The sequence below is a fragment of the Spirosoma flavus genome (assembly GCF_054778555.1).
This window is the reverse complement of sequence record NZ_BAAGZL010000008.1, coordinates 129139-144118: the sequence shown is the minus strand read 5'-3', so window position 1 is coordinate 144118 and position 14980 is coordinate 129139. Positions and strand designations below refer to the sequence as shown.

The following is a 14980-nucleotide window of genomic DNA, read 5'->3' as shown; positions in this document are numbered from 1 at the left end:
ATTAACTAGTCGAGTATGGCGACATTTAAAATCAGCCTGAACATGGAGTATTGCCGGAGCGCTGACAAGGGCTTCGAAGAAGGAGTGAAAATTGCCCGGGAAATTGGGTATCAATACATTGAGCCGATGGTCCACACCGGCTGGGAATTACTGAGTGAAGTGCAGTATTTTCACTCCTTTTCGATGGAAGAAGACCCGCTGTTGATGAAAGAAATCTGCGATCGATACGGTGTTGAAGTCAGCAGTTTGAGCGGTCATAGCCCATTAATGAAACCCGAAGCCGCCGTGAGCCGCCTGACCAGAGCCATTCTGTTTGCCAACGTATTGAACGCGCCTTTTGTCAACACCGACGAGATGGTCAAACCCGACTGGATGGATGATACGTTTGCGCATCAAACCATGAAATATACGCTCACTAAAGCCAGTCAGGTGGCGGCCCGGCATAAGGTTTATATTTGCGTAGAGCCGCACGGCATTTATACCAAAACCGTAGAGGGATTAATGCGTATCGTTCACCTCGTTGATTCGCCCTGGGTTGCGGTTAACTGGGATACGGGCAACTCGTATCTGGCGGGTGTAGAAGACCCTTACGATGGACTGATGGAAGTTCGACAAAACGTCCGACATATTCACGCAAAAGATATTAGCCTAGCTCAGGGACAAGCTGAACGAGGGCTCGTAACGGGTACGCCAGTTGGCTGTGCGTGTGGCGAAGGTGTGGTTGACTGGGACAAAGTGATTGAAATTATGGAGCCAATCGACCGCGAAATCTTCCTAAGTGTCGAATGCGGGACGATTAGTGAAGCCGAACGAAGTCTTCAATTTTTAAAGAAAACCCTGGGCAAACTCATGGTTGATGAGGGAAGTCTGGTAGGATAAATGCAGTTGAACCGAAAGTCGTTTATAAAGCAATCTCTATTGGCTTCGCTGGCGCTATCGGCTCCCGGCGGCTGGCCGTCTTATGCAGCAGATAGCGAAGAACGCCGGGCGTTACCGGGAAGGAAGTTCTCTATGCAACTCAATGGTGGTCTGATTGGGGTAAAAGCCAATCAGTCCACATTAATTGACCTCGCTTCGCAGAACGGTTTTGAGAGCGTAGTGGCCTTACCGCAACAGCTCGGCAAACTATCCGACGCGCAGACGCAGGACTTGCAGGCGGACATGAAGTCGAAAAAAGTGAGCTTCGGCATGGGTGAGCTGAACGTAGAATTCAGAAAAAGCGACGAGATTTTCAAAAATGCTTTAGCTACGTTGCCGGTCAAATGTGCTACGTTGCAACGCGTCGGCGTAACGCGCTCCATGACCTGGATTATGTCGAACCACAGCGAGCTGAATTATTTGCAGAATTTTCGATTGCATCAGCAGCGCCTTCGCGAAATCGCCAACATCCTGAACAACTACGGCATCCGACTCGGGTTGGAATACGTAGGACCCAAATCGATCTGGGCCGCGGCTAAATTCCCGTTCATTCATACGCTGGCCGAAACCCGCGAACTTATTGCCGCCATTAATCAACCCAACGTAGGTATTCACCTGGACACGGCTCATTGGTTCACGTCTGGCGAAACCCTTGACACAATCCGTGGATTAACCAACAAGGACGTAGTAGGTTGCGATCTGAACGATGCCCTTCCCGGCATCTCCCCACTTGAAGATCAGCCGGGTTATCAGCGGGAATTACCTGTTGCCACTGGCGTTATTAATCTCAAAGGTTTTCTTGAAGCACTCATCAGCATTGGCTACGATGGGTTTGTGCAGGCTGAACCGTTTAACGACGTAGTGAATCAGTTGGACGACGGGGCTGCGGTTCAGAAAACGGCCGAGTCTATGAAAAAAGCTCTGGCGCTTATCGGTTCATAGCCCATTTGTGGCGAAACACGTATCATTTAGTAGTAGCTATTTTTTAATCATGAAACGATCTGTTGGTATCGTTCTGTTGGCCGGTCTGGTATGCAGTCTGGCCTCGTTTGTTTGTACGCCCAAAACGTCTTTTAATCCGGAGCCGCGAGTACTGGTGTTCAGTAAAACGGAAGGGTATCGCCATACCGAATCCATCCGAGAAGGCCAGAAAGCCTTCTTTGCCCTGGCGCGTGAACACCATTTCGTTGTCGATACCACCGAAAATTCAGCGGACTTCAACGAAACGAATCTCAAACGATACCAGGCCGTTGTGCTACTCAATATTTCTGGAGCCGTCTTTACGGAAGACCAGCGGATTAGTTTAAAACGCTACGTTCAGGCAGGGGGTGGCGTATTGTCTATTCATGCGACGGCCGATGCCGAACGCGATTGGTCGTGGTTTGGGGGCTTGGTAGGTGCGTATTTTGAGAGCCATCCGCCCGTTCAGAAAGGGCTATTCAACGTAGTGAATAAAAAGCATCACGCTACCTCATTCATGCCGGATTCACTGACCAGAACGGACGAATTTTACAATTTCGAATCGGTCAGTCCTGATCTGAACGTACTGATGACGGTTGATGAAAAAACGTATTCGGGAGGGAAAATGGGCGCTCATCACCCAATGGTCTGGTATCGTAAATACGATGGCGGCCGGTCGTTTTATACGGCCTGGGGACACACAAAAGCCAATTGGCAGGAGCCTTATTTTCTTAAACAGATTTCGGGCGGTTTACAGTGGGTTATGGGAGGGCCGAATTCCAAATCGCTGGACTATACGAAAGCCATTCCAGAAGATAACCGCTTCATCCGCCATGAGTTAATCACTAAAATGGATGAGCCGATTCAGATGGCGATTACTAAAAATGGCAACGTATTTGTTGCCCAGCGCCGGGGAACGATTCTGTTTTATAATGCCAGCACCAAGACGACAAAACCGATTGGTACGATTCCAGTATTAAGTGCTTACGAAGATGGGTTGCTGGGCCTCGCCGTTTCGCCAGATTTTGAACGTACTGGCCATTTGTACGCTTTCTATGCCGAACCAGCGGCCAAAGATTCGGTCTCTAATTACCACATTTCACGATTTACGGTTTCTAAAAACGGGTTGCTCAATCTGCAATCCGAAAAGGTCCTGCTCGCCATACCGCATAAAAATGCCGATGGTATCCATACGGGCGGAGGGTTGCTGTTTGACCCACGCGGCACGGGCGATCTGTTTATTACCGTTGGCGACAATACCAGCCCCCGCGCTACACTATATGCCCCCATTGATGAGCGACCAGGCCGCGAACTTTTTAACGCCCAACGTACCGCAGCAAACACCGCCGATCTGCGGGGTAAAATACTACGTATTCACCCTGAACCAAATGGCACCTATACCATTCCTAAAGGCAATCTGTTTCCGAAAGGAACCGTAAAAACGCGCCCTGAAATCTACAGCATGGGCCATCGGCAACCCTGGCGGCTTTCGATGGATACGCAAACGGGATGGTTGTATGAAGGCGAAGTTGGCCCGGATGCGTCCGTCGATTCCATAAATCGGGGGCCGATGGCGTACGATGAATTCAACCAAATCCGAAAGCCGGGTAATTATGGCTGGCCTTATTTCGGAGGAAATAACCGACCGTATTATCAGTATGATTTTGCCACCGGTAAAACGGGTGAGCCGTTCGATCCCGCTAAGCCGATCAATCCGTCTCGTCTGAATACGGGGCTGCGTAATCTACCACCAGTGCAAGGTGCGCTGATCTGGTATTCCAATATAACACCTACTGAATTTCCTTTAATGGGCCGGGGTGCCCGTTCAGCTATGGGCGGACCTCTTTATCGACAAGCTGATTATAAACAGGCTAAACATCCATTTCCAGCCTACTACGAAGGAAAATGGTTTATTACGGAATGGCTCCGCAACTGGATTATGGTGGTATCGCTTGACGAAAAGGGTAATTATAAATCCATGGAACGGTTTCTACCCAACATGCCTTTGGCTGGTCCAATGGATATGCAATTTGGTCCAGATGGTAGCTTGTATGTACTCGAATATGGTAAGGGTTGGTTCCGCCAAAACGACGACTCCCGATTGATTCGGCATGAGTACAATCCCGGCAATCGAAATCCTGTACCAGTTATCACCACTGATCGATACAATGGACGAGTGCCGTTCACCGTCAATTTATCCTCGAAGGGAACTCACGATTTCGATAATGACGCGCTCACTTACGCCTGGAAAGTTGTATCTCCATCGGGTGCTGTTACCTCATTTACGACTCCTAACCCCAGTATTCGGGCTGATAAGCAGGGAATTTATACCGCAACACTTACCGTACAGGATAGCAAAGGCGGTAAAGCCTCCGAATCGGTTCGCTTATATGCGGGGAATGATGTGCCGACCGTAACTGTGCAGGTTACGAAAGGCAATAAAACCTTTTTCTTTCCGAACGAAGACATCAACTACAGCATTAATGTGCATGATACGGAAGACGGTAGTCTTGCTGACGGGCAAATTTCACCGGAAAAAGTAAGCGTCACCATGAATTATGCGACGGATGGGTTTACATTTCCCCGAACTGCAACGTCAGCAGTGAATCAGAATGGACTTGCGCTAAAGGGTGGGATGATTATCAATGCCAACGATTGCTACCATTGTCACTCGATAAATCAAAAATCCATTGGTCCTACATTTACGCAAATAGCTCACCGTTACAAAGGCGACGCTAGCGCCGAGGAACAGCTGGCCAAAAAAGTAATTAGCGGAGGTGGTGGCACTTGGGGTGCCGTAGCGATGTCGGCCCATCCGGAATTGCCTCTGGACGATGCTAAACGAATGATTGCCTTCATCCTGAATCTGGCGCAACCGCCCAAAAAATCGTTGCCCGTTGAAGGCAAGCATACGATTCAGTTACCAACGCGGTTAAGTGCCAAAGGCGTTTATATCCTCTATGCGAGCTATACCGACAAAGGGGCTAACGGATTGCCAACAGCCACTGGTGAAGACGCTATTGTGTTACGAGCACCGGGTCTTCTGCCTTCCCAAGCGCCGTTCCGCAAAGGGGCCATGAATGTGAAAATTCCCAATCCGAAGGGAGAAATTGAGCTATTGCATGGAAAAGGCTCCTATGTAGGTTATCCTAAAATCGATCTGACCGACATCCGCCAGATTGAATTTATTGGCGCCGGTTCGGATACGCTTGACGTTCGGATCGACTCCCCCGACGGACTTGTTATTGGACAAACTCAACCGGTTTCCGGTGGGCAGGAAGCTGTTCAGGTCATTAAGCTAAATGCTGTTAAAGACGAACATGACCTTTATTTCGTCGTGAGAAAGCTGTCCTACTCCATAAAAAATGCAATAAAGTTCATCAAGTAATTGGCCGAATGTCACAGAAGATCAGTTGATAGGTATTGAAATTGGGCTGTCCTGATTTGAATCGGACGTTTTTCTGAACGGTTCTGGCAGCTGATTTTGAAAAGTTCAATTAATGCTGAGAATCAACTTTTTGTGAACGATCAACAATGAACTAGTGTACGCGAAAAAACCAATATAGGTTACATCTTAAATTCCGCTGGTAAATTGGCTATTGACGTAACAAATTGAAGAGGGCAACATTAATAAACAGCGTTTCTTTCCACTTCTTTTCGGCTCTAAGAACGCCCTTCTGCTCTAAGCTACGCAAATACTTTGAGGCCGTCCGACGGTCAATTTGTAGGCGATCAACCAAGTACTCGATTTTACTATAGGGATACTCGAATAACACCTCGATTAACTCTTTACTATATATTTTTGGCGCTTGGCTACGAACTTGCTCAACCGTCTGGTCAAATAGCCCTTGAATACGAGTAATTTGTTCAATCGTCTGCCGAGCTGTTACCTCAACGGCTTGTAAGATGAATAGGATCCAATCCTCCCAGTTCTGCTCCGTACGCACCGCTTGTAAAAATCGGTAATAATCCGCTTTGTGCTCAATGATATAGCCGCTTAGGTAAAGGATGGGTTCACCTAGTAAATCATGAAGGAGTAAATAAAGCACATTGATAATGCGTCCAGTACGCCCATTGCCATCGTAAAAGGGATGAATGCTCTCAAACTGATAATGCTGGACCGCCAGCTTAATGAGCAGCGAAACGTCCTCTAGCTCACTATGATTAAGGTATTCTTCCAAATTGTGCATTAAGGTATTTACCACAGCGGGGTCATCAGGTGGCGTGTAAATGACTTGATTGGTCCGATCATTTCGTAGGCTAGTACCGGGAAGCCGCCGGATGCCCGCCTGATTTTGCTCCAGTTCCTGCTGAATCTGAAGGATGCCATTGGTACTTAAAAATCCTTTCTGTTTAATAAAGTGATACCCCGTGTAGAGGGCTTGTCGGTAGCGAAGTACTTCTTTGGTAGCCGTATCAACATCTTGCCCTTTAAGACTCAAGGCCCGGTAGAGCTTGTCATCAGTAGTAATAATGTTTTCGATTTCGGAAGAGGCTTTGGCTTCTTTGAGTACCAGCGCATTGATTAAGATAGCGGGATTGGATAACAATCGGCTCAACCCTTTTAATTCAGCCAGCGCCGAAGCCGCCCGGCTTTCCTGGCGCAGGATCGGTATGGTTTCTACAAGTTCACGGGCAGGCGGTAAGAGGGGTAGCCTATTATAGGGAAGTTCGGCTTGAAAATCTATCATGTACAAATATACATGAAAAATGCGCACGATAGATGCGTTATGTACATTTCATGCACATGATTGTCTTTATAAGCCTAAAGGAGCGTTTCATTTGTAGACCGGTTATATAATTAGTAAGCAGATTGGTATGCTGAACCCGTTTTCTGAACAATTGCAAATAGGGCAGGGGCCAACTAACTATCAACGCTTATCCATAGCATACGGCTATTCGTAGCGTTTCACTCGCGTATTCTGCTGGCTTCACAGATCAATTTGATGGTTCCATGAGAGTTACACACCGCCCTTGTGAAGCGGCTGCTCAACTTTGCATCGTTCAATTAAACGAATACGCAATGACAAATTCTCAAGTACAACTCAGCATTCAAACAGGCGCTTTACGTTGGCACAATGGCCACCTGATGAAATTTTTGGTAACGTCGGACGAAACGGACGGAACCTTTTCTCTTGTTCAGATGACCCTGCGAAAGGGCTGCGAACCACCCAAACACATCCACGAGCGCGAAGACGAGCTGTTTTACGTGCAGGAAGGAATTATGCGGTTCACCATTGGTGATCGGGTAATTGAGGCTACTACCGGCGACACCGTATTTATGCCCCGGCTGATTGCCCACGCGTTTGAAATCGTTACGCCCACGGCCAAGGCCTTGGTCTATCTGACGCCCGGTTATTTCGAGGGGTTCTTCTACGAACTCAGCGAAGAAGCGCAGGGTGAAGTGATGCCTCCGGCACCGGTAGGCCCACCACCAGCGCCGGTGCTAAACCAGATCATGGAAGCCTCAACCCAGTACGGGCTCCAGTACGTGTAGCTGCGGCAGCGAAAGGGGTAGCACATTGTGTTGCCCCATCTACCGAAGCATTTCATCAGTTAGCCCTTAATCACTCACCCTTGCCAACATGAACAACAACCAATTCACGATTGTCGGTGCTGGTATCGCCGGACTGACGACAGCCATTGCCTTGCGTCAGATTGGTATTCAACCAACTATTTATGAAGCCGCACCCATCATTAAACCGTTGGGTGCTGGGCTTGGTCTGGCCGCTAATGCCGTAAAAGCGTTTCAAAAACTGGGAATTGCAGAGTCCATCCTCAACGCCGGGCGACTGCTGGACGCGTTTGTCATTCTGGATCAGCATGGACGTACCATTACCCGTACCGACAGCAAAGCGATCAGCCAGAAATACGGCATCGACAATTTTACCATTCACCGGGCTGAGTTGCATTGTGAACTGCTCAGCCATCTAGGCGATACACCCATTGTAACCAGTAAGCGGGCGATTCAGACCGTACAAAATAATGGGCGCGTTATCATCCATTTTGATGACGGAACCGAGCAGACAACGGACTACTTGATTGTCGCTGATGGGATTCATTCCCCCATCCGTCAGCAACTCCTGCCGGGCAGTCAACCCCGGTACGCGAATTACACCTGTTGGCGTTCCGTGATCGACAACACCGACCTGAATTTATCCGAAGCTACGGAAACCTGGGGGCCAAACGGACGAATAGGTTTGGTTCCTCTGACGAACAACCGGTTGTACTGGTTTGCCTGCATAAACGCTCAACCAAATGATCCGCAGCTACGTCAGTATACAACTTCGGATTTACTACGTGTCTTTGGCGATTATCATGCGCCAATTCCGCAGGTTTTAGACCGGACTGACAACCAGAAGCTGCTTTGGCATGACGTGTACGACCTGAAACCGCTGTCTCAATACACGTTTGACAACATTGTGTTGATCGGTGACGCGGCCCATGCTACCACCCCAAACATGGGACAGGGGGCTTGTCAGGCCATTGAGGACGCCGTAGTGCTGGCTGATGAACTGAAAAAGGGCGGCTCAGTACCTGATGCCTTCAACCGATTTGAGCAACGGCGCCTGAAACGGACCCATTACATTACGGATAACTCCCGACGAATTGGTCAGATTGCCCAAACCCAAAGCCCAGTGTTTGCCTGGCTACGTAACAGTGTTTTTCGGCTTCTACCCTCCAGCGTGAATGAGCAACAACTGAAACGGGTTTACGACGTTGATTTCTAATTCCGTATTCCGTGTCAACGCCCGATAATCCGATCGTAGCAGTCACGGCGTATGGCGCAACGCAATTCTTCCTCTTTTAATTATGATACAGCAAGTAACCCCTTCACTCAATATCCCCCAGACGACTAAACCACGGGTTGTCATTGTTGGGGGTGGTTTTGGCGGCATCTATGCCGCAAAAGGGCTTGTGGGCAGTAACTACCAGGTAGTCATGCTCAGTGCACAGAACTACTTCAGCTTCTGGCCCCTGCTCTACCAGGTGGCGACCGCTGATCTGGAGCCTGATGCCATTGCCTATCCGCTCCGTAAGCTCTTCGCCAGGCGATTAACTGACTTCTATTTTCGGGTAGCCCAGGTGACGAGTGTAAATAGCACCGCTAAAACGATATCGACACCCGCCGGTGAATTGACTTACGATTATTTAGTGATCGCGACAGGAACACGTGCCAACTATTTTGGCAATGAACAAATGAGGCAATTTGCGTTTCCACTGAAAGGTCTTCCCGACGCCTTGAATCTGCGCAGTCAGGTTCTGCAAGTGCTTGAGCAGGCCAGCGTGGCTCCTGACGAATCGACTCGGCAACAGTTGCTCAATATCGTCATTGTGGGGGGTGGGCCAACCGGTGTAGAAGTTGCTGGCGCCCTGGCCGAGATGCGTCAGTACGTACTGCCTGGGGATTACCCGGACATGGATCACAAGCAGTTTCACATCTACTTAGTGGAAGGGAATGATCGGTTGTTACACACCATGTCAAGCCACGCCAGCCATACCACCCGTCAAGACCTGGAGAAGATGGGCGTTCTTCTACGATTAAACACCCTCGTAGACGAGTATGATGGACAGATTGCTACGTTAAAAAATGGAGAACAAATCCCAACCCGAACGCTAATTTGGACCGCTGGCGTAACGGGCGCAACCTTGGCGGGGCTACCAACCTCTGCTACGGAAGGCAGTCGGTATAAAGTCAATCCGTATAGCCAACTCGAGAATCACCCCGATATTTTTGCGATTGGCGACGTAGCGCTGATGCGGTCAGCTGACTATCCTGCCGGCTATCCGAACGTAGCACAACCGGCAATGCAACAGGGCAGTCACCTGGCTAAAAATCTGCGCCGTTTACAACTGGGGAAAACGCTCCTGCCGTTCAAGTACCTTGACTATGGTTCGCTGGCAATCATCGGACGTAACAAAGCTGTGGGCGACTTTCCGGGTAAGCTGCAACTAACAGGTTTTCCCGTCTGGGTCGTTTGGTTGTTTATTCACTTCTGCTACGTGGTTGGTTTTCGTAATAAGCTGGTCGTGATGGCCAACTGGCTATACCACTTTTTCACCTTTCAGGGCGGCACTCGCCTGATCATTCGCCCGGTTACGCGCCAAGGTGAGTTTCCGAAACAACCCTCGCCACGACTGGAAGCTGTTGATGCTTAGCCTATTCAAGAATTGCGTCTGCACTTTATACGAATCAACTAAAAAACAGGTATGAAAAAGACACTACGCCTGATTGGTATTGGCCTAGGCGTGCTAGCCATTGGACTGGCGGCCTTGCTGCTATACGTCAAATTTGCGTTGCCCAACGTGGGCGACATGCCACTGATTCAGATTCAAGCGACCGTGGCTCAAGTAGAACGGGGTCGTTACTTAGCCAACCACGTGACTATTTGCATTGACTGTCACAGTACCCGCGACTGGAACCGGTTTGCCGGGCCACCGATCGCAGGTACATTTGGAAAAGGCGGTGATCGCTTTAGTCCAGAAATGGGTTTTCCCGGTACGTTTTATGCGCCCAACATCACACCGGCAGGAATCGGAAACTGGACCGATACCGACCTCGTGCGGGCGATCAGCGCCGGTGTTAATCGGGACGGAAAAGCCATCTTTCCGGTAATGCCCCACCCCGCTTACGGTCGAATGAATGTTGAAGACATCAAATCCATTGTGGCCTATATCCGCACGCTGAAGCCGATTGTCAGTACGACTCCACCATCGAAAGCTGATTTTCCAATGAACTTCATCCTGAACACCATTCCGAAGAAGCCAAGTTTTCAAAAACGGCCCGACACAACGGACGTAGTGGCGCACGGTAGGTATTTGGTGAATGCGGCTGCTTGTGTGGAATGCCACACGCAGCAGGAGCGGGGACAACCCGTGGACGGAATGGAATTTGCCGGTGGCCGGGCTTTTCCGGTCGCCGGTGGCGAAGTCCGATCGGCTAACATTACGCCCGACCTTGAAACGGGCATTGGCCGGTGGAGCAAACAGGCATTCATCAACCGGTTCAAAGCCTACGATCCGGCCCGTGGACATGTTCCCCACCTGGTTAAACCCGGCCAACCTCAGTCATTGATGCCCTGGACGATGTATGCGGGCATGACCGAATCGGATTTGAGCGCGGTCTATACGTACCTGCGCACCATTAAACCGGTTCACAATTCTGTTAAAACGTTTTGAGTTGGTACTGATGAACTGAGCCAACGTAGCAGTTTCTACACGAATCTTACGAACAACTTATACGATCAATTATGAACTGGCAACTTCCTCCCAAACCGCCCTTTGGTTGGGCAATGAAATCTCTTTCGAGCGCGGTTACTAATTTTACTAGTTTACCCTACGGTAGTTTTGAACTGACCATTGAACACGAGTTGATTAAGGACGTAACGCCTGCCATGCTAGCCTGGTGGTTTACCAACATTGGCGGTACTATGGAATACCAGGGGCAGACGTATCCTCGATACCTGGTCTGGCATCCGCTCGATCATATTCATTGGGCATTAGTGAAGCCAGCGCCGGGTGGCGGAGCGGGCGTAGGCGCTCATTTTCGAATCGTAGAAGCCTTTAACCGGAACCTAAACCAGCTTGTTGACAGCATCGAAGAAGTCATCAAACTGGATGAGGAAGGCATCACTTTAGTTCGACGGGAGGCTGGTCGGGAAGTGTTTCGGCTGGCTCACCAATTCATCCCAACTGAAGGGGGGACACTTTATCGGTCCCGCATGCAGGTGGGCCACGAGAGTCGGTTAGGTCAATGGCTGATCAATCCCTTCATGCATCGGTTTATTTTTACTAAGGCGATGGGGCAGGCCTGGCTACGGCACAATATTGAAGAAGTCGGCAACTTTGAGTTTTTCTTACCTGAATTGTATGCTCATCAAACCATGGTTGCCAACTAATTTCAATTCAATCCGTAGCGGTGATTCATACCTGTAAAGACGTAGCACTAACGAGTTGATGCGCTACGTAATAGCAGTTTACATGAATCTCTATAAGCTATTAATCGACTAATTAGCTAATGCCCATTGCTACTTACCCATCCACTTTTTGAAATCCACGGATCGCTCGCGGCTGACCAATACTTCGTTTTCGGAGGCTGGATGTAACGTTAGCTTTAGTTTGTAATTGAAATACTGATGAATCTTTACTACGGAGCTGATATGAATGATGTACTGGCGATTAGCCCGGAAAAACTGTGCCGGATCGACCATCGTCTCTAACTCATCGAGCGTGTAATCGATTGGGTATTTTTGCCCCTTAGTCGTACGAAATAAACTTATGCCATCTTCCGAATAGAAGTAAGCAATATCAGTTACTTCGATGGGAATCCACTGGGAAAGATGCCTCACTAAGAAGCGTTTTCGGTACTCAATGTGTTGTATTTGTTCTCGTAATTCCTGGGCCAACTCACGAATGGCTACTTTAGCCTCCCGATCTGCTCCTGCCGAACGTAATTTTTTATGCTTGTTGAGGCTGGCTTCTAAATCCTGACGCTTAATCGGTTTAAGCAGATAATCGATGCTGTTGACCTTAAAAGCCCGAATGGCGTATTCATCGTAGGACGTAGTGAAGATGACAGGCGATTCGACACTTACCTGCTCAAAAATGGCAAAACTTTGTCCATCAGCCAGTTCGATATCCATCAAAATTAAGTCCGGAGCCGCATGGTTCTGGAGCCACTCAACTGAAGCCTGAACACTGGCCGTCAAACCAACGATTCGGATCGAGGCATCAACTTGTGTGAGTAAATCCGTAATTTTTTCGGCGGCCAGTTCTTCATCTTCAACGACCAGTACGTTCATAGCGATTGTGGAGTTTTAGTTGCCCTTCGTTCAGGTTAAAAAGGTCTATTATTGATTTATGGACTAAAATGAATGCACGTCTCTAAGGAGCGGAATGGTAACAATGAACGCCGTATCGGTTTCCTGAACGTCCAGATTTCCCTGGCCTAGTAGCTGGTATTTCGTAGCAATATTAGCCAAACCCACCCCATTCGAGGCAATTTTACCTGGCTTACGTTGCAGGGTATTGGTCATTTGCAAACGTCCATCGTCGGTAATCCGAATGCTGATCCGCAAGGGTTGATGCGCCAGCATTACGTTATGCTTCACCGCGTTTTCGAGGAGCAGCTGCAGCGTCAGGGGAGGGAGTTGAGCCTGCTCGTATTCCGGTTTAATCGCCACCCGTAAATCAATGCGGTTACCATAGCGGGTTTTTAATAAGTGATAATACGATTGTATAAAGAACAGCTCTTTCTGTAACGAGGTTAGGGTTGTTTGGTTTGACTGGAGTAGGTACCGATACACGCTCGCTAACTCGTCCACAAACCGTTCGGCCCGTTCACCGTCTTTGTTGATGAGCGATGAGAGCGTATTTAGGGAATTAAACAAAAAATGAGGGTTCACCTGTTGTTTGAGGCTATCCAGCCGGCTCTGCAAATGCGTCTTTTTCAGCCTCTGGGTCCGCTGCAACGCCTGCACCCACTTTTCAAACGTATAAAACCCTTCGTGAATAGCATTGGTAATGACATTGCCAATCAGGCCAAGTGCCAGGGTCCACGTCAACCGGGTAGCCGAAAAGGTGTAGTAGGGAAACCCGACCCAGTCATAGCCATAAAACAACAATAAAAAGGCACCGGATGACATCAGTCCGTGGATGCACAATGCCAATAGCAAGCGTAGCCACGTTTGGCCAATAGCCGGAAACCGCTGCCGTAAATAAACGGCGGGTAGGCCATGCAGGAAATAAATGGGTGTCCATATGACCGCCGTACATAACGTAGCGACTACAAACAGGCCAATTTGTTGAAAATAGGCAGTCCCAAACAACATTCCATTGATGAACAAAACGTATGCTGAGAGAATCCAGACCGCCAGTCGGGTATCCTGTTGCGTATACCGATTTTGTATGATTCGGATCATAGATAAGGGCAGCCGTTAGGACAGGGTGGTTGGCTTAGGACTCAACGGTAGGGTAACCGCAAACTGGTTACCGTCATCGGCAATTTGGGGGTCCGGTAACGTTAACAGGGCAAAGCGTTCGGTCAGTTGGTGCAAGCCACCTGGTCGATTGTCGACGCGCAACGCTTTCCGTTGAATCGTATTGGTCACGACAAGGGCTGGCTGACCGTTAAACGCTGGACACGAACTGGTGGTTGTTATGGCAATGCGTAACGGCTGGTTGACCTGAATACTATTATGACGAATGGCGTTGTCCACTAAAAGATGTAAACTGCAGGGGGGAAGGTAAGCCTCAAACCATTCGGGAGAAACCTGAATTTGCAGGTTAAGGGCGTTTCCGTAACGCACCTGTAAAATATGGGCTAAAGACTCAAAAAAACCGACTTCAGACCGAAGGCTTGTTAATTGCATCGGGTTCGACTGCAATAGATAGCGGTATACGGCGGCTAATTCCTCCAAAAAGGCATTGGCACCTGATTTATCCGTAGCGATCAGGGCGGAAAGGCTGTTGAGCGAATTAAACAAAAAGTGGGGGTTCACCTGATTCATCAATTGGTCAAACTGGCTTTGCAGCGTTTCCAGTTGGACAACTTCGGCTTCTTCAACGGCCTGGCGGTACTTTTGTAAGAAGTAGAACACTTCATAGGCTGTGCCGAATATACTAATCGCTAGCAGACCAATTCCCAGATGAGTTGCGAGTACAGTACTCGTTACGGGGACGGGTGCCGTTTGTGTGTAGGCGGTGAGTGCTATGAACGCGATCTGAGCACTTCCTGTAATGACAACATAGCCAAGAAATGAAACACTGACTCGCTTGGGCGTTTGTGCAATGTCTGTGTAGCGTTGGCGGGTCCAGATGCGCCAGCGATCTAAACCGACCCAGATAATCCGGATATAGATCCACCCCAAAGCGACCCATCCAAAAAAGAGCCATACATTATAGTTGTATTCTTCGAGATAAATTAAGTTAGCTAATACCAAACAAAGTGGCAACCCAATCCAGCGCACCCATTTATCGTTTAGTTGTTTCATTGCCGTAAAAACAGGCTATATGTCTGCTTAATTAAATCAAGGGTTTTTAAGTATTGCGTTGCTTTTAAAACCTTTCCAAACCCCATACTCACAATATACTATAACGTTGG

At 48.7% G+C, this 14980-nt stretch carries 12 protein-coding genes; 8 read left to right on the top strand and 4 right to left on the bottom strand.

Features of this window, described 5'->3' with window-relative positions; all coding sequences use genetic code 11:
• The first annotated feature begins 15 nt into the window (after nt 1-15).
• The 3 genes from ACYVF1_RS29235 to ACYVF1_RS29225 are packed head-to-tail and all read left to right on the top strand — an operon-like array spanning nt 16 to nt 5266.
• On the top strand, nt 16-879 hold the full coding sequence (locus ACYVF1_RS29235; RefSeq protein ID WP_461085711.1) for a sugar phosphate isomerase/epimerase family protein: 864 nt from the start codon (nt 16-18) through the stop codon (nt 877-879).
• The gene (locus ACYVF1_RS29230; protein WP_461085709.1) at nt 880-1860 is read left to right on the top strand and encodes a sugar phosphate isomerase/epimerase family protein; all 981 of its coding nucleotides are present in this window, start codon (nt 880-882) and stop codon (nt 1858-1860) included.
• Nucleotides 1861-1909: 49 nt separating this feature from the next.
• The gene (locus ACYVF1_RS29225) at nt 1910-5266 is read left to right on the top strand and encodes a ThuA domain-containing protein (RefSeq protein WP_461085707.1); all 3357 of its coding nucleotides are present in this window, start codon (nt 1910-1912) and stop codon (nt 5264-5266) included.
• Between the two features lie 208 nt (nt 5267-5474).
• On the opposite strand, the gene ACYVF1_RS29220 is transcribed toward ACYVF1_RS29225, so the two are convergent.
• A complete protein-coding gene (locus tag ACYVF1_RS29220) occupies nt 5475-6569 on the bottom strand; it encodes a Fic family protein (protein WP_461085705.1) in 1095 nt (364 codons plus the stop codon).
• A gap of 332 nt (nt 6570-6901) precedes the next feature.
• Here ACYVF1_RS29220 and ACYVF1_RS29215 point away from each other — a divergent pair, with 332 nt between their 5' ends.
• The 5 genes from ACYVF1_RS29215 (at nt 6902) to ACYVF1_RS29195 (ending at nt 11777) form a co-directional block, all read left to right on the top strand.
• Complete coding sequence (locus ACYVF1_RS29215; protein ID WP_461085703.1) at nt 6902-7375, top strand: cupin domain-containing protein; 474 nt, start codon at nt 6902-6904, stop codon at nt 7373-7375.
• Between the two features lie 88 nt (nt 7376-7463).
• Nucleotides 7464-8609, top strand: coding sequence for an FAD-dependent monooxygenase (locus ACYVF1_RS29210; protein ID WP_461085701.1), 1146 nt, complete (start codon nt 7464-7466; stop codon nt 8607-8609).
• Between the two features lie 82 nt (nt 8610-8691).
• Nucleotides 8692-10038 carry an NAD(P)/FAD-dependent oxidoreductase gene (locus tag ACYVF1_RS29205; RefSeq protein WP_461085699.1) on the top strand — a complete coding sequence of 449 codons (1347 nt, stop codon included), beginning with the start codon at nt 8692-8694 and terminating at the stop codon, nt 10036-10038.
• A gap of 51 nt (nt 10039-10089) precedes the next feature.
• Complete coding sequence (locus ACYVF1_RS29200; protein WP_461085697.1) at nt 10090-11058, top strand: c-type cytochrome; 969 nt, start codon at nt 10090-10092, stop codon at nt 11056-11058.
• A 71-nt stretch (nt 11059-11129) separates the two neighbouring features.
• Nucleotides 11130-11777, top strand: coding sequence for a DAPG hydrolase family protein (locus ACYVF1_RS29195; protein ID WP_461085695.1), 648 nt, complete (start codon nt 11130-11132; stop codon nt 11775-11777).
• 129 nt (nt 11778-11906) lie between these two features.
• Here the strand turns inward: ACYVF1_RS29195 and ACYVF1_RS29190 are convergent, their stop codons facing one another.
• From ACYVF1_RS29190 to ACYVF1_RS29180, 3 genes are all read right to left on the bottom strand, one after another.
• Complete coding sequence (locus ACYVF1_RS29190) at nt 11907-12680, bottom strand: LytR/AlgR family response regulator transcription factor (RefSeq protein ID WP_461085693.1); 774 nt, start codon at nt 12678-12680, stop codon at nt 11907-11909.
• A gap of 63 nt (nt 12681-12743) precedes the next feature.
• Nucleotides 12744-13799, bottom strand: a complete 1056-nt coding sequence (locus ACYVF1_RS29185) for a sensor histidine kinase (protein ID WP_461085690.1) — start codon at nt 13797-13799, stop codon at nt 12744-12746.
• Nucleotides 13800-13814: 15 nt separating this feature from the next.
• Nucleotides 13815-14870 (bottom strand): sensor histidine kinase, encoded by a 1056-nt coding sequence (locus ACYVF1_RS29180; RefSeq protein WP_461085688.1) that lies wholly within the window; start codon nt 14868-14870, stop codon nt 13815-13817.
• Nucleotides 14871-14980: the final 110 nt, after the last annotated feature.